The 26,222-nt window shown below is 70.6% G+C and carries 23 protein-coding genes and 1 pseudogene; 10 read left to right on the top strand and 14 right to left on the bottom strand.

Translation table 11 applies throughout. The features are described from left to right. Window positions 1-71 precede the first annotated feature (71 nt). Window positions 72-929, top strand: coding sequence for a LysR substrate-binding domain-containing protein (locus tag FHT26_RS25355; protein WP_168562884.1), 858 nt, complete (start codon window positions 72-74; stop codon window positions 927-929). 33 nt (window positions 930-962) lie between these two features. Here the strand turns inward: FHT26_RS25355 and FHT26_RS25360 are convergent, their stop codons facing one another. Both FHT26_RS25360 and FHT26_RS25365 read right to left on the bottom strand, forming a co-directional pair. Next, window positions 963-1,886 carry a hypothetical protein gene (locus tag FHT26_RS25360; protein WP_168562885.1) on the bottom strand — a complete coding sequence of 308 codons (924 nt, stop codon included), beginning with the start codon at window positions 1,884-1,886 and terminating at the stop codon, window positions 963-965. A 165-nt stretch (window positions 1,887-2,051) separates the two neighbouring features. Beyond that, window positions 2,052-2,993 (bottom strand): DUF4172 domain-containing protein, encoded by a 942-nt coding sequence (locus FHT26_RS25365; protein ID WP_168562886.1) that lies wholly within the window; start codon window positions 2,991-2,993, stop codon window positions 2,052-2,054. 239 nt (window positions 2,994-3,232) lie between these two features. Here FHT26_RS25365 and FHT26_RS25370 point away from each other — a divergent pair, with 239 nt between their 5' ends. From FHT26_RS25370 to FHT26_RS25395, 6 genes are read left to right on the top strand one after another with little or no spacing between them, the layout of a single operon-like run. Beyond that, window positions 3,233-4,204, top strand: a complete 972-nt coding sequence (locus tag FHT26_RS25370) for an ABC transporter ATP-binding protein (RefSeq protein ID WP_168562887.1) — start codon at window positions 3,233-3,235, stop codon at window positions 4,202-4,204. Then, window positions 4,201-5,286 carry an ABC transporter ATP-binding protein gene (locus FHT26_RS25375; protein WP_168562888.1) on the top strand — a complete coding sequence of 362 codons (1,086 nt, stop codon included), beginning with the start codon at window positions 4,201-4,203 and terminating at the stop codon, window positions 5,284-5,286. The genes FHT26_RS25370 and FHT26_RS25375 overlap by 4 nt, the downstream gene beginning before the upstream one ends. Window positions 5,287-5,305: 19 nt before the next feature. Then, window positions 5,306-6,826, top strand: coding sequence for an ABC transporter substrate-binding protein (locus FHT26_RS25380; protein ID WP_210427595.1), 1,521 nt, complete (start codon window positions 5,306-5,308; stop codon window positions 6,824-6,826). Window positions 6,827-6,833: 7 nt separating this feature from the next. Then, window positions 6,834-7,775, top strand: a complete 942-nt coding sequence (locus FHT26_RS25385; protein WP_168562889.1) for an ABC transporter permease — start codon at window positions 6,834-6,836, stop codon at window positions 7,773-7,775. A 2-nt stretch (window positions 7,776-7,777) separates the two neighbouring features. Further along, window positions 7,778-8,656, top strand: a complete 879-nt coding sequence (locus FHT26_RS25390) for an ABC transporter permease (RefSeq protein WP_168562890.1) — start codon at window positions 7,778-7,780, stop codon at window positions 8,654-8,656. A 33-nt stretch (window positions 8,657-8,689) separates the two neighbouring features. Further along, on the top strand, window positions 8,690-10,309 hold the full coding sequence (locus tag FHT26_RS25395; protein ID WP_168562891.1) for a gamma-glutamyltransferase family protein: 1,620 nt from the start codon (window positions 8,690-8,692) through the stop codon (window positions 10,307-10,309). 22 nt (window positions 10,310-10,331) lie between these two features. On the opposite strand, the gene FHT26_RS25400 is transcribed toward FHT26_RS25395, so the two are convergent. From FHT26_RS25400 to FHT26_RS25415, 4 genes are read right to left on the bottom strand one after another with little or no spacing between them, the layout of a single operon-like run. After that, window positions 10,332-11,075 (bottom strand): VWA domain-containing protein, encoded by a 744-nt coding sequence (locus FHT26_RS25400; RefSeq protein ID WP_168562892.1) that lies wholly within the window; start codon window positions 11,073-11,075, stop codon window positions 10,332-10,334. Further along, entirely contained in the window at window positions 11,075-12,013 is a 939-nt protein-coding gene (locus FHT26_RS25405; RefSeq protein WP_168562893.1) for a hypothetical protein, read from the bottom strand. The genes FHT26_RS25400 and FHT26_RS25405 overlap by 1 nt, the downstream gene beginning before the upstream one ends. Before the next feature lie 34 nt (window positions 12,014-12,047). Further along, the gene (locus FHT26_RS25410) at window positions 12,048-12,689 is read right to left on the bottom strand and encodes a TerD family protein (RefSeq protein WP_168562894.1); all 642 of its coding nucleotides are present in this window, start codon (window positions 12,687-12,689) and stop codon (window positions 12,048-12,050) included. 13 nt (window positions 12,690-12,702) lie between these two features. Beyond that, window positions 12,703-13,911, bottom strand: a complete 1,209-nt coding sequence (locus FHT26_RS25415; RefSeq protein ID WP_168562895.1) for a hypothetical protein — start codon at window positions 13,909-13,911, stop codon at window positions 12,703-12,705. A 188-nt stretch (window positions 13,912-14,099) separates the two neighbouring features. Between FHT26_RS25415 and FHT26_RS25420 the strand changes: the two genes are divergently transcribed. Together FHT26_RS25420 and FHT26_RS25425 are read left to right on the top strand one after the other, a co-directional pair. Next, complete coding sequence (locus FHT26_RS25420) at window positions 14,100-14,501, top strand: nuclear transport factor 2 family protein (RefSeq protein WP_168562896.1); 402 nt, start codon at window positions 14,100-14,102, stop codon at window positions 14,499-14,501. An 81-nt stretch (window positions 14,502-14,582) separates the two neighbouring features. After that, window positions 14,583-14,825, top strand: a complete 243-nt coding sequence (locus tag FHT26_RS25425; RefSeq protein ID WP_168562897.1) for a glutaredoxin family protein — start codon at window positions 14,583-14,585, stop codon at window positions 14,823-14,825. A gap of 94 nt (window positions 14,826-14,919) precedes the next feature. Here FHT26_RS25425 and FHT26_RS25430 read toward each other — a convergent pair whose 3' ends face one another. Then, on the bottom strand, window positions 14,920-17,988 hold the full coding sequence (locus FHT26_RS25430; protein ID WP_168562898.1) for a di-heme oxidoredictase family protein: 3,069 nt from the start codon (window positions 17,986-17,988) through the stop codon (window positions 14,920-14,922). A gap of 434 nt (window positions 17,989-18,422) precedes the next feature. Here FHT26_RS25430 and FHT26_RS25435 point away from each other — a divergent pair, with 434 nt between their 5' ends. Continuing rightward, window positions 18,423-18,980 (top strand): DUF308 domain-containing protein, encoded by a 558-nt coding sequence (locus FHT26_RS25435; protein ID WP_168562899.1) that lies wholly within the window; start codon window positions 18,423-18,425, stop codon window positions 18,978-18,980. An 11-nt stretch (window positions 18,981-18,991) separates the two neighbouring features. On the opposite strand, the pseudogene FHT26_RS25440 reads toward FHT26_RS25435, so the two are convergent. From FHT26_RS25440 to FHT26_RS25470, 7 genes and pseudogenes are all read right to left on the bottom strand, one after another. Beyond that, a pseudogene (locus FHT26_RS25440) lies at window positions 18,992-19,350 on the bottom strand (hypothetical protein). Between the two features lie 21 nt (window positions 19,351-19,371). Continuing rightward, window positions 19,372-19,755, bottom strand: a complete 384-nt coding sequence (locus FHT26_RS25445; RefSeq protein ID WP_168562901.1) for a hypothetical protein — start codon at window positions 19,753-19,755, stop codon at window positions 19,372-19,374. Then, the gene (locus FHT26_RS25450; protein WP_168562902.1) at window positions 19,752-20,207 is read right to left on the bottom strand and encodes a GTP-binding protein; all 456 of its coding nucleotides are present in this window, start codon (window positions 20,205-20,207) and stop codon (window positions 19,752-19,754) included. Before FHT26_RS25450 ends, FHT26_RS25445 begins: the two co-directional genes overlap by 4 nt. Continuing rightward, a complete protein-coding gene (locus FHT26_RS25455) occupies window positions 20,204-20,938 on the bottom strand; it encodes a hypothetical protein (protein WP_168562903.1) in 735 nt (244 codons plus the stop codon). Before FHT26_RS25455 ends, FHT26_RS25450 begins: the two co-directional genes overlap by 4 nt. Window positions 20,939-20,970: 32 nt before the next feature. Continuing rightward, the gene (locus tag FHT26_RS25460; protein ID WP_168562904.1) at window positions 20,971-22,188 is read right to left on the bottom strand and encodes a polysaccharide lyase family 1 protein; all 1,218 of its coding nucleotides are present in this window, start codon (window positions 22,186-22,188) and stop codon (window positions 20,971-20,973) included. A gap of 182 nt (window positions 22,189-22,370) precedes the next feature. Continuing rightward, window positions 22,371-25,424, bottom strand: coding sequence for a sensor histidine kinase (locus FHT26_RS25465; RefSeq protein WP_168562905.1), 3,054 nt, complete (start codon window positions 25,422-25,424; stop codon window positions 22,371-22,373). After that, entirely contained in the window at window positions 25,396-26,049 is a 654-nt protein-coding gene (locus tag FHT26_RS25470) for a response regulator (protein WP_168562906.1), read from the bottom strand. The genes FHT26_RS25465 and FHT26_RS25470 overlap by 29 nt, the downstream gene beginning before the upstream one ends. Window positions 26,050-26,222 lie beyond the last annotated feature (173 nt).

Raw genomic sequence — 26,222 nt, forward strand, 5'->3', positions numbered from 1 at the left:
GCACCTTACGCACCGGCACCCGCTTCGTGAAGCGAATAGTTTTGGAACGAGCCATCAGGAGAATTCATACCGTGGGCCAGTCACTCGACATCGACCTGCTGCGCAGCTTCGTCGCGATCGCCGAAACCGGCGTGCTCGGCCAGGCGGCCGCGCGCGTCGGGCGCACGCAGTCGGCGCTGAGCATGCAGATGCAGCGGCTGGAAGGCGTGGTCGAGCAGCCGCTGCTGTTCCGCACCGGCCGCGGCGTCACGCTCACCGCGGCCGGCGAGCGGCTGCTGGCGCATGCGCGGCAGCTGCTCGGGCTGCACGACGAGACGCTGGCCGAGCTGCGCGGCGAGCAGCTGTCGGGCGTGTTGCGCTTCGGCTGCCCGGACGACTACGCGGTGGTGTTCCTGCCGCACCTGCTGCGCGGCTTCGCGAGCCTGAACCCGCGCGTGCAGCTGGAGGTGGTGTGCGCGCCGACGCCGCGGCTGCGCGAGCTGCTCGCGCGGCATTCCATCGACCTGGCGCTGGTGTCGGTGACCGGCGCCCTGGAGGGCGGCGACGTGATCCGCCGCGAGCCGCTGGTGTGGGTCGGCCAGCGCGGCGGCAGCGCGGCCGCGCTCGACCCGCTGCCGCTCGCGCTCGGCGCGCCGGATGCGTTCGACCACCAGGCGCCGCGGCAGGCGCTCGAAGCGGCCGGCCGCGCGTACCGGCTGGCCTGCGCGAGCAGCAGCCTGGCGGGCCTGGTCGCGATGGCGCGCTCGGGGCAGGCGGTCACGGTGCTGACGCAGACCGCCGTGCCCGACGACCTGCAGGTGCTGCCGGCCGGTGCCGACCTGCCTTCGCTGCCGACGGTCGGCATCGCGCTGGCGTTCGACCGCGAGCAGCCGTCGGCCTTGGTGTCGGCCTTCGGCGCGCACGTGCGGCAGGCATTGCCGCAGGCCTGATGCCCGACGCGTCGGGCTGTTCGACGGGCCCGGTCAGCGGATCACGCCGCTTGCCGACGAAGCCGGCGGCGACGGCGGGATCGGCGTCGGCTTGACCAGCGCGGTGGCCTGCCAGGTGCCGGTGTCGTCGGCGGCCGGGCCGGCCAGCGTGCCCGCCAGGCTGCCGTCGGCGGCCAGCGTGCCGGTGCCGGTCAGCGCCGTGTCGCCGGCCGTCAGCTTCAGCGTCAGGCTGCCGTCGGCGGCTTGCGTGCCGGTCACGTCGTAGACCGTCTTGCGGCCATGCTGCTTGCCGCCATGGCTGCCCCACAGCCCGATGCTGCTCGCATCGCCGCCGGCCGCCACCACCTTCTCCTGGTAGCTGGTGACCAGCGCGGTGCTGTCGGTCTTGAACTGCTCGGTGCGGGTCTTCACCGCCTCGATGAAGGTCTTGATGGCGGCACGCTGGGCCTCGTTCAGGCGGTGGCCGGTGCCGGGCGTCGCGGCGGCGTCGAGCGCGGCCTTCAGCGTCGCCTGCAGCGCGTCGACGTCGGTCTTGTACGCCGTCTTCAGCGCTTCGAGCGCGGTCGCGAACTCGGCTTGCAGCGCGACCACCGCATCGCTCGGCGTGGCGGTCAGCTTGCCGGCGATCAGCTTGCCGGTGAGGGCGGTGGTGCCGTCGTCCTGTGCGACGCTCTGCAGCACCAGCGTGCCGTCGAGCGCCTGGCCGGCATCGGTGCCGGCAGCGATCTTGGCCGCGAAGGTGTACAGCGCGGCCTCGACATGGCTGCCGTTGAAGCGGCTGCCTTCACCGGTGGTGGTCTTCACCGACAGGCCGGCGGCCGACTCGCTGACGGTGACCGACGCGGCGTTCGCCGATCCGCTGTCGGCGTCCTTGTCGGCACCGCCGCAACCGAAGAGCAGGGCGGAGGCGACCGCCAGTGCGGTCCACTTGGCGGCGTGGATGGTTCCCGATGTCATGTTCGAACTCCTCTGTGTGCGCTGTGGGGGGCCGGACGCGGATCCGCTTCCGGGCAGCGCAATGTAGGAGCGAGGTCCCGCGTTGTCGCGGCTTCGTAAGCCGCATCGGCAGGCACTTACGAAATGCAGGGGAAGTCGGGCAAGCGCTTACGCGCCGCACCGAAATCACACGACTGTGTCGGCGATGAAACGTTGCGACCAGGACCTGGCCTTCTCGATCGCGCGGTCGATCACGTCGCTCGAGCGCTCGCAGGCCAGCGCGAACTGCTGCGCGAACCACAGCACCCAGTCGGTCGCGTCGCCGTTGCCGCGCTGCGCGGCGTTCAGCGCGTCGTAGTAGCCCTTGCGCGATTCGAGCAGCTGGCGCGACAGGCTGTACAGCCGCACCGGCATGCGGTGGTCCTGCGCGATCGCCATGTCGACGATGGCGCGGCCGACGCGGCCGTTGCCGTCTTCGAACGGGTGGATGGTCTCGAACCACAGGTGGGCCAGCGCGGCCCGCGCCAGCCCGTCGAGCGGCGGCAGGCGACCTGGCACCGGCGTGGTCTTCGCGAACCATGCGAGAAAGCGGTCCATCTCTTTCGCGACGCGGCGCGACGGCGGGGCGTCGTAGCTGACCACCTCGCGGCCGGGCAGGCCGGTGACGATCTGCATCGGCCCGGCGTGGTCGCGGTAGCGGCCGACGGCCACCGGGTGGCCGCCGCACGCTCCGCCGGCGAACAAGGCCGACTGCCAGCGCTGCAGGCGCTCGCCGTCGAGCGGCATGGCAAAGCCGTTCATCGCATCGTCGAGCACCTCGACCAGGCCGTCGACGCGGCGGTCGCGCGGGCCGCTCGCATCCAGCCCGAGCTGGCGCATCACCGCCGACTGCACCGCGGCGAGATCGAGGCGCTCGCCCTGGATCGCGGCGGTGGAGATCGCTTCGTCGGCCATCAGGTCGCACGCGACCTGCCCGTCGCGCTCGATGCCGATGGCCAGGGCCTTGGCTTCGACCACGCCCTGCAGGCGGCGGGCGCGCACCAGTGCCGGGCCCACCCGCTGGTGGTCGAAGCTCAGTGCGGGCCAGCGCGCTTGCTGCCAGAGGTAGGGGCGCCAGGGGGAAACCATGGTCGCGATTCTAGGGGGCCGGGCTCAAATCGGGCGCCGGCGAACGGCGCGCTGCGGTGCGTGGCACACGGCTTGCAATCCTGTCGGTCTTCTGCCAGAGAACTCCAATATGTCGTTGAGATCATGTTTGCGCGCGCTTCGCTGAACTCGCCGGGCTTGATGAATCCGCTGCTCGAACTGCAGCGCGTGTCGCGCAAGAGCCCGGAGCGCCACCAGTCGGCCCTGAAGGACAAGGCCCCATGACGGCCCTGCTCGAGGTGCGCCGGCTGCGCACCGTCTTCAAGACCGACGACGGCGAGTTCCCGGCGGTCGACGGCGTCAGCTTCGAGGTGCAGGCCGGCCGCACGCTCGCGATCGTCGGCGAATCGGGTTGCGGCAAGAGCGTGACCTCGCTGTCGGTGATGGGCCTGGTGCCATCGCCGCCCGGACGCATCGATGGCGGCTCGATCCGCTTCGAAGGCCGCGAGCTGGTCGGCGCGCCGGCGCAGCAGATGCAGGACCTGCGCGGCAACGGCATGGCGATGATCTTCCAGGAGCCGATGTCGTCGCTGAACCCGGTGTTCACGATCGGCGAGCAGATCGTCGAGGGCCTGCTGCGCCATCGCCGCATCGGCCGCGCCGAGGCGCACGCCGTGGCCCTCGCGATGCTGCGCAAGGTGCGGATCCCGGCGCCCGAGCAGCGCTTCCACGAGCACCCGCACCAGCTGTCGGGCGGCATGCGCCAGCGCGCGATGATCGCGATGGCGCTGGCCTGCGAGCCGCGGCTGTTGATCGCCGACGAGCCGACCACCGCGCTCGACGTGACGATCCAGGCACAGATCCTCGCGCTGATGCGCACGCTGCAGCAGGAAACCGGCACCGCCGTCATCCTGATCACGCACGACCTCGGCGTGGTGGCCGAGGTGGCCGACGAGGTGGTCGTGATGTATGCCGGGCGCATCGTCGAGCGCGCGCCGGTGCAGGCCTTGTTCGAGTCGCCGCAGCATCCGTACACGATCGGCCTGCTCGGCGCGGTGCCGCGGCTCGACGGCGAACGCACGCGGCTCGCGTCGATCGACGGCCAGGTGCCGAGCCCGCTGCGGCGGCCGCCGGGCTGCAGCTTCGCAGGCCGCTGCCCGTTCGTCGAGCCGCGCTGCCGCGACGCCGCGCCGGAGCTGGTCGAGCTGGCGCCGCGCCATGAAGCGGCCTGCTGGAGGGCGCCGCTGCCATGACCGACCGCTTGCTGGACGATCCCTTGTTGCGCGTCGAAGGCCTGGTCAAGCACTTCCCGGTGCGCCGCGGGCTGTTCGGCCGCGCGAGCGGCGCGGTGCGCGCGGTCGATGGCGTCGACCTGCGGATCGAGCGCGGCGAGACGCTGGGCGTGGTCGGCGAATCCGGCTGCGGCAAGTCGACGCTCGGCCGGCTGGTGCTGCGGCTGATCGAGCCGAGCGCCGGCCGCGTGCACTTCGACGGGCAGGACCTGGGCACGCTCGACGCCGCCGCACTGCGCGCCCGGAGGCGCGCGATGCAGATCATCTTCCAGGACCCGTTCTCGTCGCTGAACCCGCGGATGACCGTCGGCCAGGCGCTCGCCGAGCCGCTGATGCTGCACGGCCTGCACACCGGCCGGCACCGCGAGCGCGTCGCCGAGCTGCTGCACACCGTGGGCCTGGCGCCCGAGCACGCGCAGCGCTTCCCGCACGAGTTCTCCGGCGGGCAGCGCCAGCGCATCGGCATCGCGCGGGCGCTGGCGGTCGAGCCGCGGCTGATCGTCTGCGACGAGGCGGTGTCGGCGCTCGACGTGTCGGTGCAGGCCCAGGTGGTGAACCTGCTGCAGGACCTGCAGCGCCGCTTCGGCATCGCCTACCTCTTCATTGCGCACGACCTGGCCGTCGTCAAGCACATCGCGACGCGGGTCGCGGTGATGTACCTCGGACGCGTGGTCGAGCTGGCCGACAAGCGCGCGCTGTTCGCGGCGCCGCGCCACCCGTACACGCAGGCGCTGCTGTCGGCGATCCCGCGTCCTTTTCCAGTTCGGGAACCGGGCCTGCAGCGCGAGCGCATGCTGCTGGCCGGCGACGTGCCGAGTCCCGTCAACCCGCCGACCGGCTGCCATTTCCACACGCGCTGCGCGCATGCGCGCGAGCGCTGCGCGCAGCAGGCGCCGCGGCTGGAGCTGCACGACGGCCATGCGGTGGCCTGCCATTTCTGGCGCGAGCTGCCGGCGCCGCCGCCGTTGAAGCCGCCAACCGAGACCACGCCCGCCCGCATCCGCCTCGCGCGCCTGCAGGCGGCTTTCGAACCCAATCCCTGAGCTGTTCCCGGAGTTCACGATGACGCACCCGATGACCCGATGCCGATGGATCCCCGCGCTGCTGCTGGCGGCCCTGCCCGTGTTGACGCCAGCGCAGACGCTGCGCGTCGGCCTGGCCGAAGACCCCGACGTGCTCGACCCGTCGCTGTCGCGCAGCTTCGTCGGTCGCGTCGTGTTCAGCGCGCTGTGCGACAAGCTGTTCGACGTCGACGAAAAGCTCGCGATCCAGCCACAGCTCGCCAGCGCCTACGAATGGTCGGCCGACAGCAAGACGCTGACGCTGAAGCTGCGTCCCGGCGTGACCTTCCACGACGGCGAGAAGTTCGACGCGGCCGCCGTCAAGTTCAACATCGAGCGCCACAAGACGCTGCCCGGCTCGAACCGCCGCGGCGAGCTCGCGCCGGTGGCCACCGTCGACGTGGTGGACCCGCTGACGGTGCGGCTGAACCTGTCGGCGCCGTTCTCGCCGCTGCTCGCGCAGCTGGCCGACCGGGCCGGCATGATGGTCTCGCCGAAGGCGGCGCAGGCGGCCGGCGACAAGTTCGGCACGAAGCCGGTCTGCTCCGGGCCGTTCAGGTTCGTCGAGCGCGTCGCGCAGGACCGCATGGTGTTCGAGCGCTATCCGCAGTACTGGAACAAGGACGCGATCCACTTCGACAAGATCGTCTACACGCCGATCCCCGATGCCACGGTGCGCCTGGCCAACCTCAAATCGGGCCAGCTCGATTTCATCGAGCGCGTGGCGTCCAGCGACATCGAGAAGCTGCAGTCCGACAAGAAGCTGAAGACCTCCCGCATCACCGAGATCGGCTACCAGGGCATCACGATCAACCTGGCCAAGAGCGACAAGGCGAAGCAGAACCCGCTGGGCCGCGACGCCCGCGTGCGCGAGGCCTTCGAGCTGTCGCTCGACCGGCAGGGCATCGCGCAGGTGGTGATGGACAACGAGGCGACGGTCGGCAACCAGTGGGTCGCCCCGGGCAACGCCTGGTACGCGAAGAACGTGCCGGTGCCCAAGCGCGACGTCGCGCGCGCCAAGGCCTTGCTGAAGGAAGCGGGCGTGCCGAACCCGAGCTTCACGCTGGTGACGCCGACCACGTCGGACGCGCAGCGCCTGGCGCTGGTGGTGCAGGCGATGACGCGCGAGGCCGGCTTCGACGTGAAGATCCAGGCCGCCGAGTTCGCGACCTCGCTGAACATGGCCGACAAGGGCGACTTCGAGGCGCTGGTGCTGGCCTGGAGCGGCCGCGCCGATCCAGACGGCAACCTGTACAGCTTCGATGCCTGCAAGCAGCCGCTGAACTACGCCGGGTATTGCGATGCCGAGACCGATGCGCTGCTGAACCAGTCGCGCGCGCTGCGGGACCCGGCCGAGCGCAGGAAGCTGTTCGAGCAGGTCGCCGCCCGCGTGCTGAAGGAGCGCCCGATCGTCTACCTGTACCACCGCAACTGGCTGTGGGCCTACAACGCGAAGCTCTCCGGCGTGCGCAACGTGCCCGACGGGCTGCTGCGCGTGACGGGCCTGAAACTGGCCCCGTGATCGACCGATGTTCGAGTACCTCGTCAAGCGTGTCGCGACGCTGCTGCCGACGCTGCTGTTCGTCTCGGTGCTGATCTTCGGCTTGCAGCAGCTGCTGCCCGGCGACCCGGCCAAGATCCTGGCCGGCGAAGACCAGGACCCGCAGGTGGTGGCCTACCTGCGCGCCAGGCTGCACCTGGACGAGCCGCTGCCGATCCGCTATGCGCGTTGGGTGGGCGGCGTGCTGCAGGGCGACCTCGGCGAATCGGTGCGCAACCAGCAGCCGGTGACCGGCCTGATCCTGCAGAAGCTGCCGGTGACGGTGGAGCTCGCGCTGCTGGCGATGGCGATCGCGCTGGCGATCGGCATCCCGTCGGGCATCGTCTCGGCGGTGGGGCGCGGCACCGCATGGGACTGGGCGGCCAACGCGTTCGCGCTGTGGGGCATCTCGACGCCGAACTTCTGGCTCGGCATCCTGATGATCCTGCTGTTCTCGGTGCAGCTCGGCTGGCTGCCGGCCTCGGGCTACGTGAGCCCGTTCGAGGACCTGGGTGCCAACCTGGCTGCGATGATCATGCCGGCCTTCGTGCTCGGCAACGCGATCGCCGCGGTGCTGATGCGGCACACGCGCAGCGCGATGCTGCAGGTGATGTCGGCCGACTACGTGCGCACCGCGCGCGCCAAGGGGCTGGGCGAGCGCACCGTGGTGCTGAAGCATGCGCTGCGCAATGCGCTGACGCCGATCATCACGCTGGGCGCGCTGGAGCTCGGCACGCTGCTGTCGGGCGCGGTGCTGACCGAGCAGGTGTTCACGATCCCCGGCTTCGGCAAGCTGGTGGTCGATGCGGTGTTCAACCGCGACTACGCGGTGGTGCAGGGCGTGGTGCTGGTCACCGCGTCGGCCTACATGCTGCTGAACCTGCTGGCCGACCTGGCCTACTTCGCGGTGAACCCGCGACTGAGGCGCTGACGATGGCCGCCGTGCTTCCTCTTCCTGTTGCGCCTCGTTCCGAGGCCGGTCCGTGGCGTCGTGCGTGGCGCCGGCTGAAGCGCCGTCGCGGCGCGCTGGTCGGCCTCGCGGTGGTGCTGCTCTTCATCGCGATGGCGCTGCTGGCGCCATGGCTCGGGCTGCAGGACCCGGTGGCCACCAGCTGGAGCGCGATCCGCAAGGCGCCGAGCGCCGGACACTGGTTCGGCACCGACGAGATCGGCCGCGACGTGCTGTCGCGCGTGGTGTGGGGCACGCGCGCGTCGCTGCTGGCCGGGCTGGTGTCGGTGTCGATCTCGCTGCTGCTGGGCGTGCCGATCGGGCTGGCGGCGGGCTTCCTCGGCGGGTTCGCCGATGCGCTGATCTCGCGCATCACCGACGCCTTCCTGGCCTGCCCGTTCCTGATCCTCGCGATCGCGCTGGCGGCCTTCCTCGGGCCGAGCCTCTCCAACGCAATGATCGCGATCGGCGTGTCGGCCACGCCGATCTTCGTGCGGCTCGCGCGGGCGCAGGTGCTGAACGTCAAGGTCGAGGACTACATCGAGGCGGCGCGCGCGGTCGGCAACCCGCCTCTGCGCATCGCGCTGCGGCACGTGCTGCCGAACATCACGCCCCCGGTGATCGTCCAGGCGACGCTGGCGATCGCGTCGGCGGTGATCGCCGAGGCGAGCCTGTCGTTCCTCGGGCTCGGCCAGCAGCCGCCGGCGCCGAGCTGGGGCAGCATGCTGAACACCGCGAAGAACTACGTCGACTCGGCACCATGGATGGCGATCTGGCCGGGCGTGTCGATCTTCCTGCTGGTGCTGTCTTTCAACCTGCTGGGCGACGGGCTGCGCGATGCGCTGGATCCGCGACAACGCTGAACAACTCCCGGATTGGCGTCCGGGCTACAGACCATGAACTTCGACTGGGCCAATCCTTATCCCACCATCCGCAGCCCGCTGATGGCCCGCAACGTCGTCGCGACCTCGCAGGCGCTGGCCTCGCAGGCCGGGCTGCGCATGCTGCTGAAGGGCGGCAACGCGGTCGATGCGGCGATTGCCGCCGCGGCGGCGCTGACCATCGTCGAGCCGGTGTCGAACGGCCTCGGCAGCGACAACTTCGCGATCCTGTGGGACGGCAAGGCGCTGCACGGGCTCAATTCATCGGGCGTGGCACCGGCCGCGTGGAACCCCGGCTACTTCCGCCGCAAGTACGGCGAAGCCAACGGCCACAAGCTGCCGATGCGCGGCTGGGATTCGGTGACCACGCCGGGCGCGGTGGCGGGCTGGGTGGCGCTGTCCGAGCGCTTCGGCAGGCTGCCGTTCGCCGACCTGCTGGAGCCGGCGATCGAACTGGCCGAGCGCGGCCACGGCGTGGGCCGCATCGTCGCCGACAAGTGGGGCCGCCAGGTGCCGGGCCTGAAGGACCAGCCCGGCTATGCCGAGGCCTTCATGCCGCGCGGTCGTGCCCCCGCACCGGGCGAGCGCTTCGTGTTCGCGACCGCCGGCGCGACGCTGCGGCAGATCGCGCTGACGAAGGGCGAGGCCTTCTACCGCGGCGAGATCGCCGAGAAGCTGGTCGTGCATGCGAAGGCGCATGGCGGCGCGATGGCGTTGTCGGACCTGGCGAACTTCCGGCCCGAATGGGTCACGCCGATCGCGAAGGACTTCGCCGGCCACACGCTGCACGAGATCCCGCCGAACGGTCAGGGCATCGCCGCGCTGATGGCGCTGGGCATGCTCGAGCGGCTGGACCTCGGGCGCCATGGCGTAGACAGCGTCGAATCGCAGCACCTGCAGATCGAGGCGATGAAGCTCGCGTTCGCCGACACCTACCGCTGGGTCGCCGACGAACGCTCGATGACCGAGGTGACAGCCGCCGACCTGCTGAGCGACGGCTACCTGAGCGAGCGCGCGAAGCGGATCGATCCGAAGCGCGCCGCCGACCCGGCGCACGGCACGCCACCGAAGGGCGGCACCATCTACCTGAGCGCCGCCGACGAGCGCGGCATGATGATCAGCTTCATCCAGTCGAACTACATGGGCTTCGGCAGCGGCATCGTGGTGCCGGGCACCGGCGTCAGCCTGCAGAACCGCGGCCACGGCTTCACGCTCGACGAATCGCACCCGAACGTGGTGGCGCCGGGCAAGCGGCCGTTCCACACCATCATCCCCGGCTTCCTGACGCGCGACGGCAAGCCGCAGATGAGCTTCGGCGTGATGGGCGGCAACATGCAGCCGCAAGGCCACCTGCAGACGCTCGTGCGCATGCTGGTGCACCGCCAGCAGCCGCAGGCGGCCTGCGATGCGCCGCGCTGGAAAGTGGGCAACGGGCTGGCGGTGGATTTCGAATCGACGATGGCGCCGGCGCTGGTCGACGGGCTGAAGGCGCTCGGCCACCGCTTCGAGCCGACGCCCGACACCTACATGGATTACGGCAGCGGGCAGTTCATCTGGAAGCTGAGCGACGACCTGGAGGACGGCTACGTCGCGGCGAGCGATTCGCGGCGCGACGGGCAGGCGGTGGGCTGCTGAACGGGATCAACCCCTCAGCCCCTCACCCCTTCAGCCACGCGATCAGCTCCTCGTCGATCAGCTGCGCATTCAGCTCCTCGTCCGACTGCCCGACGAACTGCCGCAGGTTGTGGATCGCCTTGAAGCCGGTGTTGCCGAACTGGTCGCCGATGCGCTCGAGGAACGGAAAGCTCGAACCCTGGTTCGAGATGCCGAGGAACAGGAAATAGACCTGGTCCTGGCGCTGCTCCGATTCGCGCAGCACGCGCAGCGTGCGCTCCTTGTCGGTGTTGTCGCCGTCGGTCGCGACGATCACCAGCGAGCGCTTCTTCGCCACCGGGATCACCTCGTCCTTCTGCCCCATCAGCCGGCCGAAGAAGCCGGCCTTCTTCTCGATCGGGCCGGCCCAGCCGAAGTGCTTCAGCATGCGCTCCAGCAGGTGCGAGTAGTCGGTGCCGCCGTTCCAGCCGGGCACCTTCGCGATGATGTTCTTCGCGACGTAGCCGTCATGGTTGCCCGCATCGACCGCGCCCACCTCGTGCACGCCGGCCGCGCCGGACGAGAAGGTGAAGACCTCGACCTTCTTGTCGGGGTCGAAGGCCAGGCCCCACGGCACCAGCCGCGTCAGCAGCCGGTCGGTGATGCCGGCGCGGTGCTCGTCCTCGAACGAGCCGGAGACGTCCAGCCCGAAGCCGACCTCCAGCGCCGGGGGCTTGGCGATGCCGGCCTTCTCCAGGCTCAGCACCAGGGTGCGGGCAGACTTCTCGAGGTTCAGGGTCAGGGCCATCAGAGCGCTCGCTTCAGGGTTTGCAGGATGTCGGTGAGTTTCTCGGCCGCCAGGAAACGCTGCGTCTCGCTCGGGCGCGAGGCCAGGCGGGCCAGTTGGGCGTGGACCGCGGGCAGCTTCAGCAGCACGCCGTCCTGCACCCAGGTCATCAGTTCTTGCAGGTGGCCGGCGTCCTGCTCCAGGTGCAGGCGGTGCTCGTGCAGCATCGCCTGCGATCCGGTCAGCGACGTGAGCCGCGCGAGCAGCAGGCTGCCCGCTTCCGGGCCGACCTGGTCCAGCAGGTACTCGGCGGCCAGCGCGCTGGCTTCGAGCCGCTGCGCGCAGGCCTGCACCGGCTGCTTCAGCTGGCCGAGCGCCTGCAGCTGACCGGACAGCGCGGCCTGCGACGCGCCGAGCAGCGATTCGAGCTGCACGACCTCGGCCTCGTGCCCGGCCCACACCGCGGCGGCCGGCCGGCGGAAGAAGCCGCCATCGAGCGCTTCCAGCACGTCCGTCAACAACTCCTGCAGCCGGCGCAGGTGCTGCGGCACGCTGCGCGTCGTGGCCTCTTGCGCCACCTGCAGGCGCTGGCGGATCAGCGCCGCAAGCTCTTCCTGCTCGGGCATGCCGAAGCGCAGCCAGCCGGCGGCGTCGAGGCTTTCCACGTGCACGCCGGCCAGCACGCCTTGCGTGCGCTGCAGCGCCGCGGCGTCGGCCTGCGGGAAGCGGCGTGCCAGTTCGGGCAGCGTCACCTCGACCGGCTTGCGTCGCACGCCGGGCAGCGCGGATGCGGTGAACGACGGGGCTGGCGCGACGACGACGGGCGGCGTCGACGGCATCGCGGTGGCCGGCAGCGTCGATCCCGGCAGCACCGTCGGCCTGGCGCCTGCCGCGGGCCCCGGCGCCGTCTCCGGCGTGGGCGGGCGGGCGCCGCCGATCACGGTGACCTTGATGCTCATGTGCTGCGCCGGCCGCGGACCCTCGCGCGGGCCATCAGGAGAAGTGGCCCAGCACCTGGTTGAAGTCGCTGTTGAAGCCGACTCCGACGCCGACGAAGGACGAGCCCGACGCCTCGACCATGATCGAGCCCATCTGCACGCCGACGAACTCGCCGAACTGGTCCGACAGGCTGACGTTCAGCAGCTCCTTGCCGAGCGCGTTCTCGACGATCACGCGCGCGTTCTTCACGCTGCGGAACGCGCGGCCGGAGCCTTGCGGATGGATCATCGCGACCAGCGGGATCTCGATGACGCCGGCCGCCGGCGGAGCCAGGCGGTCGGGCTGGATCGACACCCATTCGTCGTCGCCGGCGGCCAGGCCGTCGGTCGCGTCGGGGCTGTGCACCAGCGCGCCGCCATGCACCGAGAAGGTCTTGTCGGCATGCAGCGGCAGCGTGCCGGTGGCCTGGCCGCGGATGGTGCGCTGCACGTTGTAGGTCGACAGGATGTCGCCGAAGTCGGACACCTTGGCGCCGCTGCCGGTGTTCACCGCGACCAGCGCGTGCAGGTCGATGTCGGTGTCGCCGTCCCAGGCCAGCCGCACGCGGAAACGCTCGCCCTTGTCGAGCGACAGCGACAGCTTCGGGGCGGCATCGCCGGGCTTGGTCAGGTTCAGCTTGAGCGAAGGCGTGGACATGGCGGGGTGTCTCTCAGCGGGTGGAGGTGTAGGACTGGGCGGCGACGGTGGCGGCGGGGTTCAGGCCCTTGCCGAGGGTCAGCATGTCTTCGCGGGCCTGCGCCATCAGCGCGCGGGCTTCGTCGAACTTGCGCTGGTTGGTGTCGCGCGCGGCGTCGACCAGCGCGACCAGGCTCTGCGTGTCGGCCACCACCGATTGCAGTTGCTGCGCCTGCGCCAGGCGGTTGTCGCCCGGCGCGGTGGCGGCGGTCTCGACGACGTCCTTCATCAGCATGCCGCGCACCTTGTTCAGGTTGCTGTCGAGGTCGGCGCCCTGCTGGGCCAGGCGCTGCAGGTCCTGCACCATGCGCGCGCCGTGGATGGTCAGCAGCGTCATCTTGATGCTCGCGAAGCGCGAGGCCATCGTCGTCGCCAGTTCCTGCAGCGTCGCGACGCCGGCGTTCTGCAGCTGGCGGATCACCAGCTGGTCGGCCGGCAGCTTGGTCAGCGTGCCTTCGACGGCCAGCGCGCGCGATTCGAGCGACTGCAGCTTGTCGCGCACGTCGTGGCGGCGCTGCGGGTCGGCGGCCAGCTCGGGCTCCATCGCCGCAACCTCGGCACGCGCCTTCGCCAGCACGCTGTTCAGGAAGGCCGCGTCCTCGGCGAACGCGACGAAGCTCTTGCGGTACTCGGCCTTCACGGTGTCGAGGTGGCGCAGCTCTTCGTTCAGGCGCGTCATCTCGGCGCGCAGCTTGGTTTCCATGCCGCCGATCAGTTCGGACAGCGCCTTCGAGCGGCCCGACGCGACGCGCGCTGCTTCTTCATAGGCGCGATTGGCGGCCTGGCGCAGCGACTTCGGGTTGAAGAGGCCGAGAATGCGCGCCAGCAGCGACGGGCGCGCGTTCAGGATGCGGTTCGCCAGCTCGGGCAGGTTCTCATCCTGCACCTGCTGGTTCAGCGACGCGACCAGCGTGAACAGCTGCGGCGAGCTGCTCTTGTCGATGCGTGACAGGAACCCGTCGAGCGTGCGGTTCAGCGCCAGTTCGGGCTCGAGGCCGAGCGATGCGATGTCGTGCTGCGAGATGTCGCCGAACCGGAAGGCATCGACCCGGGCCAGCAGGCTGTCCTGCTGCTGCGGCGACAAGGCCAGCGGGAAGTTCTGCGGCAGGCTCAGCGTCGAGGACGACTGCGGTGTCGACGGCGAGGAGGGCGCCGTGGCCACGATGGCGTTGGGGTCGGTCATGGTGCGCATTCTCATACAACCGGCCCGGCGCGGGCCGCGTGCGGTGGGTCAGGGCCCTTTCGGGCGAGTCGCCGATCCGACGGCGCGTAGGCGCGTCCCTACGGTCGAAGCCACCGTTCTCCGATGGCCTCGATCTGCCGAGGTCGCACGATGCAAGCCTGTTCGTGACGTGCCTGAAAGGAGTTCCCATGCCGACGCCGCAGAAGACCCTCATCGACCTGGAGAAGAAGTTCTGGCAGTCGATGGTCAACCAGGACACCGACACCGCACTGGAGATGCTGAGCGAACCGTCGTTGATGGTCAGCGCGCAAGGTGCGATGAGTTTCGACCATGCGTCCTACCGCAAGATGGCGGAGCAGGGAAAGATGATCGTGACCTCGTTCGAGCTGAGCGACGTGGCGGTGGTGTTCCCGAACGACGCGACCGCGATCGTGACCTACCACGTCAAGCAGAGCGTCGCCCCGCGCGGCGAAAGCAAGGCCACGCAGCAGGAGATGAACGACAGCTCGACCTGGGTGAAGAACGGCAAGGGCTGGCAGTGCGTGATGCACACCGAGACGCCGGCCGAGGCCGCGCCGACGAAGCACTAGGCGACGCGGGGAAGCACCCCGGCTGCGCAGCCATCGCTGAAATTGGCTACGCTGTCGGGCCTTTTGCACGAGCCCCGTTCCATGAACCTGAACATCGTCGTCTATTCGAAATCGGCCTGCCCGCAATGCGACTCGGCCAAGATGCTGCTCACCTCCCGCTCCCTCCCTTACGAGGAGATCCGCATCGACGACGAGGCCGAGCGCCTGGCGTTCTTCGAGAGATGCGGCCCGTCGGTGCGGCAGATGCCGCAGGTCTTCATCAACGACCAGCGGGTCGGCGGGCTGGCGGGGCTGCAGGCGGCGCTGGCGCAGCTCGGGCGCTGAGCGTCATCGATCTTCCGCCGCTGCAATGAAAACCGCCGCCTCGAAGGGCGGCGGTCTGCTTGCGGTGCCGGGCCGGGAAGGCCCGGTGCAGGCGTTACAGCGATCCGAGGAAGGCCAGGACGGCGTCGCGGTCGGCCTTGCTCAGCGCCGCGAAGCGATCGCGGCTGGCCGCGCCTTCGCCACCGTGCCACATGATGGCTTCGGTCAGGTTGCGGGCGCGGCTGTCGTGCAGGTAGCCGACCTTGATGGTCTTGCCCGCCACCAGCTCGGTGTAGCCGATGCCCCACAGCGGCGAGGTGCGCCACATGTTGCCGGTGGCCAGGCCTTCGGTCAGGCCGTCGCCCAGGTCGGCGCCCATGTCATGCAACAGCATGTCGGTGTAGGGCTTGATCTTCTGGTCGCGCACTTCCTGGAACTCGCTGGTGGAGCCGGTCGTCATGGACTGCACGTGGCAGCTCTGGCACTTGAGCGTGTTGAACACCGTCTCGCCGGCGGCGATCTTGTTGACGTCCGGGTTCAGCGCGGCCAGCGGCGTCACACCCTTCGGGTAGCCGCTCGCCACGCTGCGTTGCGCCGGCACGGCCAGCAGGGCCACGTAGCGTTCCAGCAGCTTCAGGGCGTCTTCCGTCAGGCCGGTGTCGGTGCGGTTCGCAGTGGTGCACTTCGCCGGACCGAACAGGCAGTCGCGGTTCGGGTAGACCGGCGAGGTGACCGACATGTCGAGCAGCGCGGCCGCCGAAGCCTGGTGGCGCAGACTGACCTTCGAGGCCTTCCAGCCGTAGCGACCCAGGCGCACCTTGCCGGTTTCCGGGTCGTACGCGAAGTTCGCGACGCCCTTGACGCCGTCGGAATCCGGGGCGGACTTGGCACGCGCAATGATGTCGGCATCCGGGATCGCCTCGAGCAGCCCCATGCCGATCACCGGCTGCGCGCTGCGCACCGAGTACACCGCCGGCGTCGGGCCGTCGAAGGCCACCACCGGCTTGCTCAGTTCCACCGAGGTGCCGTCGGCCAGCTTCACCGTCTTCAGCTCGAAGCCGGACACGTGCACCGCCGTGCCCCAGTCGCGACGCACGCCGTCGGTCGACGCCTTGGCGTTCATCTGCGCGCCCAGGCCGTACATCGGGTGCGGCAGCTGCTGGCCGTTCGCATCGACGGCGGCCGTGCGCACCGCCATCGTGTCGATCTTCTGGTTGACGACGGTCGGGGCCAGGCTGCGGCCGTTGTTGACGTGGCAGCCGAAGCAGGTCGACTGGTTGAACATCGGCCCTTGCAGGCCCACCGCGGCCAGGTTGCGGTCGTTGCCGTTCTCGGTGTGGTCGCCGGTCTGCATGCTGGTGTGGAACCAGCGGCGGCCTTCCACGAAGCGCTGCATGTTCTGCATGCCGATGTTGTTGTGCGGCTGCTGGAACACGAAGTTCGAGTTGTCGGCGTAGTCGTACGAGACCGAACCGAGGCCGCCCTGCAAGGTCGCGGAAGGCAGCGGCGTGTTGTTCAGGCGCGGTTGCGCACCGTAGTACGGACGCAGGCCGGCACCGACCACGTAGCTCAGCTCGTTGGTGTAGTAGCGATGGCCGTCGCTGGTGCCCAGGCCCTTCATGATCTCGGTCGTCGAGAAGAACGACGGCGTGAACTCCACCACGTCACCCGCCTTCAACGAGCGCGCCGGGACGGTCTTGGTGGCCACCGGGGTGGCGGTCGTCGTCTTGTCGGTGGCCGGGTCGAAGGTCACCGCGTAGTCGTAGAACTGCGTGGCGCCGGGCACGTCGGCGCTGCGGACCAGCACGCCGTTGGCGTTGGTCGAGAGCGCGGAATGGCCGGGGAAGGTGTCGAACACCACGCTGCAGCCGTCGTTGGCGCCGATCACGCCGTTGTAGCCGCTGGTCGGGCTGGCGAGCGCGTTCTGCGGCGGCTTCGGCACCACCGGGCACGAGGCCTTGTTGACGAAGCCGTCGGTGTATTTCGTGTCGTCCAGCAGGTCGCCCGGGCTCATCCAGCCGAAGCCGGTGGTGTTGGGATTGTCGAATCCGCGGACGAAGGAGTGGCCGCCGCCGAACTGCGGCTGCTGGAAGTACTGGTTGACGATGATCTTCGGCTTGGTGACGCCGCTCACCTTGCTGTTGTCGATGAACTCGACACCCCAGGTGCGGAAGGCGAAGTAGTTGGCCACGAAGTTCAGGTGCGCGCCGGGCCCCTTGTCGACCGGGTTGCCGGCCGCATCGACGGTCTCGTTCGCGCCGAAGCCGGCTTCGTTCCAGTCCTCGCCGCGCTCGCGTGCGTGACGCGAGCGTCCGACGAAGCCGACGCGGGTCACCAGCGTGCCGTCGGGCAGCGTGAACTGGATGGTGTCGATCGGCGGCTGCTGGGCCGCCGGCGGGATCAGGTTGCTGCCGTCGGCCGGGTGCGGGATCACCGAGGCCGTGACCGCCGAGCCCAGCGTGTTGTCGCTGCCCGGCGACTTGAAGCTCGCCTCGATGATCGAGTAGCCGTAGCCGGTGGCGCGCTTGACGCCGCTGATGCGCACGTAGCGGACGTTGGCGTTCAGGTTGTAGAACTCTTCGGTGCCGCCCTTGCCGTCGGCGACGTAGCGCAGCTGGTACCAGGTCGCGCCATCGTCGGAGACGAGGATGGCGTACTCCTTCGCGTATGCGGCTTCCCACACCAGCTTCAGGTAGCCGAGCTGGGTCTTGGCGCCGAAGTCGAACTGGATCCAGTTGTCGTCGCTCTGCGAGCTTTCCCAGCGGCTGTCCTGCGTGGCCTTGCCGTCGATCGCCTTGTCGGCGGTGTTGCCGCCGTTGGCGCTCGAGGCGGTGGCCTTGGCCGGTGCGACGGCGACGCCGGGCTTGCTCATGTCGACGCCGGCCGGCAGTTGCTGCGCGGGCGTCGGCGCCGGCGCGGCGGGCGCGCCGCCGGACGGAATCGACGGGGGCGTCGGAGCCGGCGGGTTTTCCTGATTCGGCGGATTCGGATCGCTGGCCGGAGGCTGGGCGGGCGGCTCGGCCGGCGAATTCGGCGACGGCGCGCCGACCGGGCTCGAGCCCGAGGCTGAATCCGCATCCTTGCCGCCGCACCCGCTGAGGACGGCCGCTGCGAGGAAGAGGGAACTCAGTGCCACCAGCGCTGTGCGCGGCCGGCGCGGGTCCCTGGGAATCGTGTGCTTCATGCTGACAGGTCCTTTGATCGTCTGGGTCTGCTTGGAATCGGGCGCCGCGAGAATTTCAGCAATCCTCAGTACATGGCGCATACGAGAAGTGATGCGCAGGTTTGATGCCAGCCGCGGTGCTGCGGAACCGGTTCCTCCGTGCGGTCCTGCCGCACGCGAGGCGGCACGGCCCGTCCGCAAAAGAGGGTCGTTTTCACGCTCGAAACAACTCGATACAAGCCTGACCCATCGGGACCCGCGGCAACAGTTTGCGGCGGCCATCGCAGCACTGCAGCGCTTGCGGTGACAAGGATCGGGCGCTGCGGCTGCGATGAACCTCCACGAAACGACGATACGTTCCATTCGGCGTGCAACGGTATCGGTCAATCGTCCGATGCCGCGGGCGAGCGGCCGGCCGGACACTGCCGGGATCAACTTCCCGACGACCTCAAGCCATGATCACTCCGACCCATGTCCCGGCGAACGCCCGCTGGTTGAGAACGCTCTATGTCACGCGTGCCGCTTTTTCCATCGCCTGGGTGGTGCTCGCCTTCACGGTGGCGCGGACGTCGCCCGTCGTGGCGGGCGTGCTGCTGGTCGTGTACCCCGCGTGGGACGCGTTGGCGAACGCCGTCGATGCCCGGCAATCGGGCGGCATGTCGGCGAATCCGACGCAGATGATCAACGCGCTGGTCAGTGCCATCGCCACGATCGCGATGGCGGTGGCGGTGGGGCGCGGGATGCCGGCCGTGTTCGTCGTGTTCGGCGCCTGGGCGGTGCTCTCCGGCGTGCTGCAGCTCGGAACCGCCGTGCGGCGCTGGAAGCACTTCGGCGCGCAATGGGCGATGGCGCTCAGCGGCGCGCAGTCGGCGCTCGCCGGCATCTTCTTCGTGAAGCAGGCGAGCGAGCCCAACCCGATGCTGCAGAACCTCGCAGGGTATGCGGCGGTGGGGGCGCTCTACTTCCTGATCTCGGGGGCGGTGCTGCTGTACCGCGAGCGCACGAGCCGCTGATCGTCAGCTCGTCAGATCGTCAGCTCGCGCTCGACGTCCTGCGCCTTGCGCCGCGCCAGTGCCAGGTTCGATTTGCCCTTGTCGAGCACGAAGTACACGAACACGCCTTCCTTGCGCGAGACCGGGCGAAGGACGTGGTACTGCCTGCCGAGCGTGATCAGGATGTCGTCGATCACGTCGTTCAGGCCGAGCTGGCGCATGGTCTTCAGCTTCGCGCGCACGACCTCGGTGTTGCCGGCGGCAGCCACTTCGAGGTCGAGGCCGGCGCCGGCGCAGCCGAGCATCATGCCGCTCGCGGAGTCGACGACCGCGGCGCACATGGCGCCGTCGAGGTCAGCAGGTCGTCCAGGGATTGTCGAATGGTGGCCATGTCTTCGTCCGTCGTTGAGTGTCAGAGGGGGGAGGGTTTCGGGAGATTCAGCAAGCGGCCCAGCGTGCGCACCATGCACTGCCAGGCCAGCCAGTCGACGCCGCGGTGGCGGCCGTGCGCGACGAGCAACAGGTCGGGCTCGCTGCTGCACGGGAACACCGCCAGCACGCCGTTCGCGTGGTACATGACGGCCGCCGCCAGCGTGCCCAGCCCGGCAAAGTGCAGCTTCTGCCGGTCGTGCAGCCGCCAGTAGTCGACGGCCGCTTCCCAGACACGCTCGGAGCCCGGCGTGCCGGCGCTGGCATGCCACACCAGCCCGGTGGACGCGTCCACCAGGGCGCAGCCCAGGATGCCCGGCTGACCGGCCATGCGGCCCATCTCGGCGATCACGAGCGGCAGGTTCATGCGTCGTTCACCAGTCGCTCTGACCAGTGCCGCCAGGCGGGCCGGCGCCACGGCCATGCGGCCGCCGTGCGCGAGCTCGAAGCCGTCGGCGCTGGCGACCACGATGGCGCCGGCGCCGTCCAGGTCGACCAGGAGGGCCTGCACCGCGCGCAATGCCTGCGCGGCGGCATCGGCGGAAGAAACTTCGAAGATGGGGCATCGGTGGCGACGATGCGCCACATGAACTCGAAGCGCACCTGGCCGGGCGTGCCGAACAGGCGCACGCACTGGCCGTCGCCCAGATCGACCTGCCCGAAGTCCAGCCCGACGGTGGTGCGGGCCTTGTGCAGCCGGACGTCGGTGTTCTGCACCTCGGTGCTCACCGGTGGCGTGTCGCTCAGCGCCGCGATCGCGGTGGTCTTGCCGGCACCGGGCGTGCCGGTGAACACGATCTTGAAGTCCTTCATCGTCATGAGGCGAGGCCCAGGCGGCGGCGGATGCGCGTGATCAGGCCGGTGGACGCGGGGGCGCCGTGCGGCGGTACCGGCGAAGGCTCGGGCCACGATGCCGGCACTGCGGCGGACTCGAACACGCGGGCCGCCTGCACGTCGAGCAGGCCGAGCGCGATCAGCGTGGTGGCGAATTCATCGCACAGCGTCCGGTCCACGTTGCTCAGGTGCGCCAGCTCGTCCAGGTCCAGGTGCCTCGACGACAGGAAGCTGGCCAGGGTCCGGTGGTGGCGATGTGCCTGCAGCACGGCCGACGGCGGCCAGCGGCGCAAGCGGCAGCGCGCGCCCGGCAGCAAGGTCGGCAACAGCATCGGCGTGGCCTCGCCGAAGGGTTGCGCGATGGCGTAGGTGAGCACCGCCGGCGGCGCGGGCCGCCTGTCGAGCAGCCGGCTCTCCAACGCGCACAGCGCATCGACGAAGGCGTCGTACTGCAGCGGGCGGACCAGCGCGTTGCGACCGGCGGTCCGGTCCGGCTGCGGGTCCGTCACCGACAGGCTCGGCATCGACCCCGGCGTGCCGGTGGGCAGGCCGCGGCCGGACAGCAGCAGGTCGGCCTGGCCGTCGGACACCAGCACCCAGCGGCACTGGAAGCGGGCACTGCCGACGCGCAGGAAGGCCGCGATCCGCCCGAGGTCGTTCGCGGTGAGGTGCTGCGTCAGCAGCTTGAGCTCGCGCAGGGTGGTGGGGGGATTCATGGGGACTGCAACGAGAGGGATCGCTCGGCGCATCAGCGCAGGTGCCCGACACCCACCCCGGCCGACAGCACCGCCGGCACCTTGCGGGCCGGGTAGGGCCGCACGATGCTGCCCGGCGGGGCGGCCTTCGCGGCGGCCAGCACCGCGGCATCCGCGGTGAAGCCGTCGGCGGCCGGCGCCGGCGTCGCGATGTTGACGGCGCAGTTGCGGCCCAGCGCAGCGTTGCAGGCCGACGTGCCGGCGTCGGTCTGCGCGAGCAGGCCATGCACCGAGCCGGCGGCCGGGCCGTGCAGCACCGGCACCGGAACGTCCTCGAAGTAGTTGCCCTCGACCAGCACTCGGGTGCCGCCGCCCGCGGTGTCGATTGCATGCCAGGAGCCGTCCTGGAAGTGGTTGTTGACCACCTGCACCAGGGCGTCGCCCTCGATGCGCGGGCCGCGGCCGGAAAAGTCGTGCAGCCAGTTGTTCGCGAAGGTCAACCGGCCCGTGCCGTGGAACAGCAGGGGCCCGTCGTGCGTGTCGTCGCAGCGGGCCGGCCAGGCGCTGTGGCCGTCGAACTCGTTCCACGAGATGGTCACGTCCGCCGCCGCGCCGCCGTGATCTCCAGTGCCGGTCACGATGAACCGGCGCCCGACGCGGGCGAAGCGGTTGTGGTCGATCCACACGCCACTCGCATCGGCGATCGTCACGGCATCGCCGCCGAAAGCCAGTCCCTCGTCGATGTCGGTGATCGACAGGTTGCGGATGACGACGTTGCTGACGCCGTTCCGCAGCAGGAAGCCCTGGCCCTTCACCGCTGCATTGGCGCCGATGCCGAGCACCGTCTTGTTCGATCCGACGGTCATGCCGCGCGCGGCCGCCGCGTTGTACCGCACGTCGAAGAGCTGCTTGCCGTCGCAGCCCTCGGCCGCGGCCGGGCCCTCCGCGTAGTCGCCGAGGTCGATGGTGGTCGCGATCTCGATGGTGCGCGGCGTGGTGTCGGTGCACGCGCCGGCCGACGCGTTGCGGCACAGCTCGTACTTCAGCTGCGCCGGCGTGCCGACCCGCACCGTCGCGCCGCCGGCCCCGCCGGTGACACCGGCACCGGCGCCGACCGGCCCGCTCGCGGTCGCGCTGGCCGGCAGCGCCGCCTCGCCAACGTCGCCGCCGGCGACCGGCAGGCCGCCGCCGCAGCCCGTCAGGACCCACACCGCGGCCAGGCCGGCGGCGCGCTTCATCGGGGCCACTGTCGAGTGCGGTGAATGCTTCATCGGGACACCTCGGGGACTGCTGCTTCGGGACGAGCCGCGAATGTAGGGAGTCCCCGTCCGGTGCGCATGACCGCGAGCTGATCGACGCTTGACGGGTGCCTGACCGGTGCGGCCCGTGCCGCGGCGCCGTGACGTGGCTCACGCCGGGCCGCTCAGGGCGCCGGTATTCCGGGCCGCACGCTTCACGCGGTGGTGTTGCGCGCGGCCTCCTCGAAGCGCACCCGCACCGTCGTGCCGGCGCCGGGCCGGCTGTCGATCCCGAACGAGCCGCCCAGCAGGCGTGCACGTTCTTCCATGCCGAGCAGGCCGTGCCCGCTGCGCTCGCCGGCGGGGTCGAAACCGACGCCGTCATCGGTGATGGTCAGCACCCAGGCCTGCGCGTCGCGCTGCAGGCTCACGCTCACCTGGCTGGCCTGCGCATGGCGGCGCACGTTGGTGAGCGACTCCTGCGCGAGGCGAAAGAGCTGCGTCGCTGCATCCGGCGCCAGTCCGTCCGCCGCCGCATCGAGCTGCAGCCGGCACGGCGCACCGGTGGCGTGGGTGAACTCAGCGGCCAGCCACTCGAGCGCTGCGGCCAGGCCGCCGTCGAGCGCCGGTGGTCGCAGCTGCTTGACGAGGGCGCGCACGCCGCCGGCCAGGTGATCGATGCGATCGAGCAGCAGCTGGAAGTGCTCCTGCGCCGGCGGCCGCTCGCCACGCGCCCGCGCGCGCAGCACCGACGCCTCCATGCGCAGCGCCGCCAGCTGCTGGCCCATTTCGTCATGCAGTTCGCGTGCGATGCGCCTGCGCTCGTCTTCCAGCGCGTGCGTGTTGTGCTCGCCCAGCCGGCGCAGCGCCTGGCGCGACGTTTCGAGCTCGGCGGTGCGCTCGGCCACCGCGTGCTCGAGGCGCTCGCGGTCGCGGTGCTGGCGCCGGTTCGCGACCAGGTTCGACAGCCACCACAGCAGCGCCAGCGCCGCCGCGGCGGCCAGCTTCGCCGGTGCCGACCGCCACCACGGCGGCGCGATCACGAAGGCGATGCGCAGCGGCGGGCCGGCCTCGGCGATCGGCACGCGGGCTCCGGCGCGCACCTGGAGCAGGTGCGCGCCCGCCTCGGGCGACTCGATGGTCACCACGTTGCCGTCGATCGCACGCCATGCGGCGTCGTCGTCCAGCCGGTATTCGACGCGCAGCGTGCGGCCGCGGGCGATGCTGGGGGTGGCGAGCGCGAGTTCCAGGTGGCGATCATCCCAGGCGATCTGCGGCAGCGAGGCCGGCTGCGCCGTCTTCGCGCCGAAGCGCAGCGCGTCGGCACGCAGCGTCGGGGGCGCTTTCGCCTGCGCCGGGCGCAGCCGCGTGATCCCGGCGCTGCTGCCGATCCACGCCGTGCCGTCGGCTTCCAGCAGGACTGCATCCTCGTCGATGTCGTCCCACAGCAACCCGTTCGTGCGATCGATGTGCGACCAGCGGCCGCCGTCGTGGATGAAGACGCCATGGTCGGTGCCGAGCCAGATGCGCCCGTCGGGCGCGCAGCGCAGGAAGTAGACGGCCGGGTCGCCGAACAGCGTGAGGTCGAAGCGGCGCACCAGCCGGGCTGTGGCGTCGCCCTGCAGCGTGTAGACGGCCAGGCTGCGCGAGTCGATCACCCAGAACTCGGACGCGCCGGCGAAGCTCGCGTGCCCGTCGGCGTCGATCACCTGGCCGTGATCGTCGCGCATCGGCACCCAGGCGTTGTCGACCACGCGGAAGATGCGGCGCTCGCCGATGAACCAGTCGACCGCGGCGGGCCCGGTCCCGGCGACGACGACGCTGCCCACCCACTCGCCTTCCGGCAGGCCCTGCGCGACGGGTTGGCGGCGCAGTCCCGTCGCAGAGGCGACGATGCGGTCGACGCCATGGCGTCCTGCAAGGTAGACGGTGCCTTCCTTGCCCGGCATCGCCGCGGTCAGCGAGGGATCGTGGAACACCGCGTCGGCAGCGGAGGCACCGGCCTTGAGCCGCAGCACCTGCCCCGCCTCGACCCACCACAGCGCGCCGTCGGCATCGACGACGACCACGTTGGCCGCTCCCCTGGGACGCGACGAGGGCAAGGGTCGCACCCGGTCGCCGGTGCCGTCGAGCCAGGCGATGCCCTGCGCGGTGCCGGCCCACAAGCGCCCGCGGCCGTCGCGGGCGAAGCTGAAGACGGCGGGGGCCGGCAGCCCTTGCGCCGGCGTCCAGTGATCGGCCTGCAGGTAGCCGACCCAGTGGTGCAGGCCACGGCCCGAGGTGCCCAGCCACAGCGCGCCCTCGGCGTCGAACAGCAGCGAGCGGACCAGGGTCTCGGGCAGCCCCTCTTTCGGCGTCCATGATTGCCACCGCTGTCCGTCCCAGCGTGCAACGCCCGCATCGGTGGCCACCACGATGCGCCCCGCCGGGTCCTCGGCGAGGGCCGAGGTGGCCGGAAAGCGCCGCGCCGCCGGGGCCTCGACCGCGACGAAGCGGTGCTGCGCCGGCCGCAGTTGCGCGAGCAGGTCGCTGCTGCGCGCCCAGACGCTGCCGTCGCGGCCGAGCACCAGGCTGCCCCACATGCGGGCCGGCAGGCCGTCGGCCACGCCCCACGAACGCAGCGTTCCGTCGCGCCATTCGCACAGGCCCAGGCCACAGCCGAACCACAGGGCGCCGCGGCCTGCGCGCAGCGGCCCGGCATCGGCATCCATCGCCCCCGGCGGCACCGCGAAGGCCGGCAGCTTCACGCGCTGCACGACGGGTGCCCGGCCTGCCGGTGCCGTGGCGTCGATCGCCCACACCCGGCTGCTGCGGTCGATGGCGTAGACGATGCCGCGCTCGTCGACGTCGATGCGCTGCCCGCCTTCGACACCGATCAGCGCCCCGCTGGGCTGGGTGACCGCGGTCCAGGCCGGCCTGCCGTCGGTCTCGCGGCGCAGGAACAGGCCGAGGTCGGTCGCGATCCACAGCCGGCCGCCGCCATCGGCCCGCGCCGTCAGCAGCACCGCCCGTTCCGCGCCCGGCGGCAACGCCTCGCGCCGGATGCGAAAACCGTCGAAGCGGAACAGCCCGTTCTCGGTGCAGATCCACAGCGTGCCGTCGGTCGCCTGCGTCAGGCAACCGACCGCCATGTTGGTCAGCCCGGCCGATTGCTGGTAGCCCTCGAACACCGCATGCTGCGCGTGCGCGGCCGCGGCCAGGCCCACCAGCAGCAGCGCCGCGAGCGCCGCCTTGCCGCGCTCAATCCACCAGGCCGTGTCGCAGCGCATAGCGGACGAGGTCGCTCAGCGAATCCTGGCCGAGCTTCTCCATCAGCCGCGCCTTGTAGGTGCTGACGGTGTTGGGCGCGAGCTGCAACTGCGCGGCGATGTCGGTCGGCGATCGGCCCTTCACCAGCGCGATCAGCACCTGGCGTTCGCGCGTCGACAGCAGGGCCATCGGTTCTTCCTGCGCCTGCTCGGCGCGGATCAGTTCGGCGCTCAGCGACGGATCGACATAGCTGCGACCGGTGGCCACGCGGTGGATCGCGTCGATCAGTTGCTCGGGCGAGACGTCCTTCGTGAGGTAGCCGAGGGCGCCGGCTTTCAGCGCGCGCCGCGCGATGTGCGGATCGGCGTGCATCGTCAGCACCAGCACCGGCAGCCCGGGGTGCGCGGCGGCGACCCGCTCGATCAGGTCGACGCCGGTGCAGCCGGGCATCAGCAGGTCCAGCAGCAGCAGGTCGACGCCGCCAGCCTGGAGCCCGGCCAGCACCTCGGCGGCCGACGCGGCCTGGCCGGCCAGCGCCAGCCGGTCGTCGAGATCGAGCATCTTGCGCAGGCCTTCGCGCACCAGCGCGTGGTCGTCGGCGATGAGGACGCGGATCGGGCCCGCGGCGGGCGGCGTGGGGTTCATGGGCGCAACCGGAACGGTGCCGTGATGTAGTGATCAGTCTACATGACGACGCCATGACGTGTCCCATCCTTCGACGAGGAGCCCGCAAATCGGCCCGAAGCGTGACAACTTCCCCGTCGACTTGTTACCGCTGTGTTGTAGATTAATGTCTACAACGTTCGTTGCAACACTAC

Source organism: Rhizobacter sp. SG703, from assembly GCF_012275445.1.
Taxonomy (GTDB): Bacteria; Pseudomonadota; Gammaproteobacteria; order Burkholderiales; family Burkholderiaceae_C; genus Rhizobacter.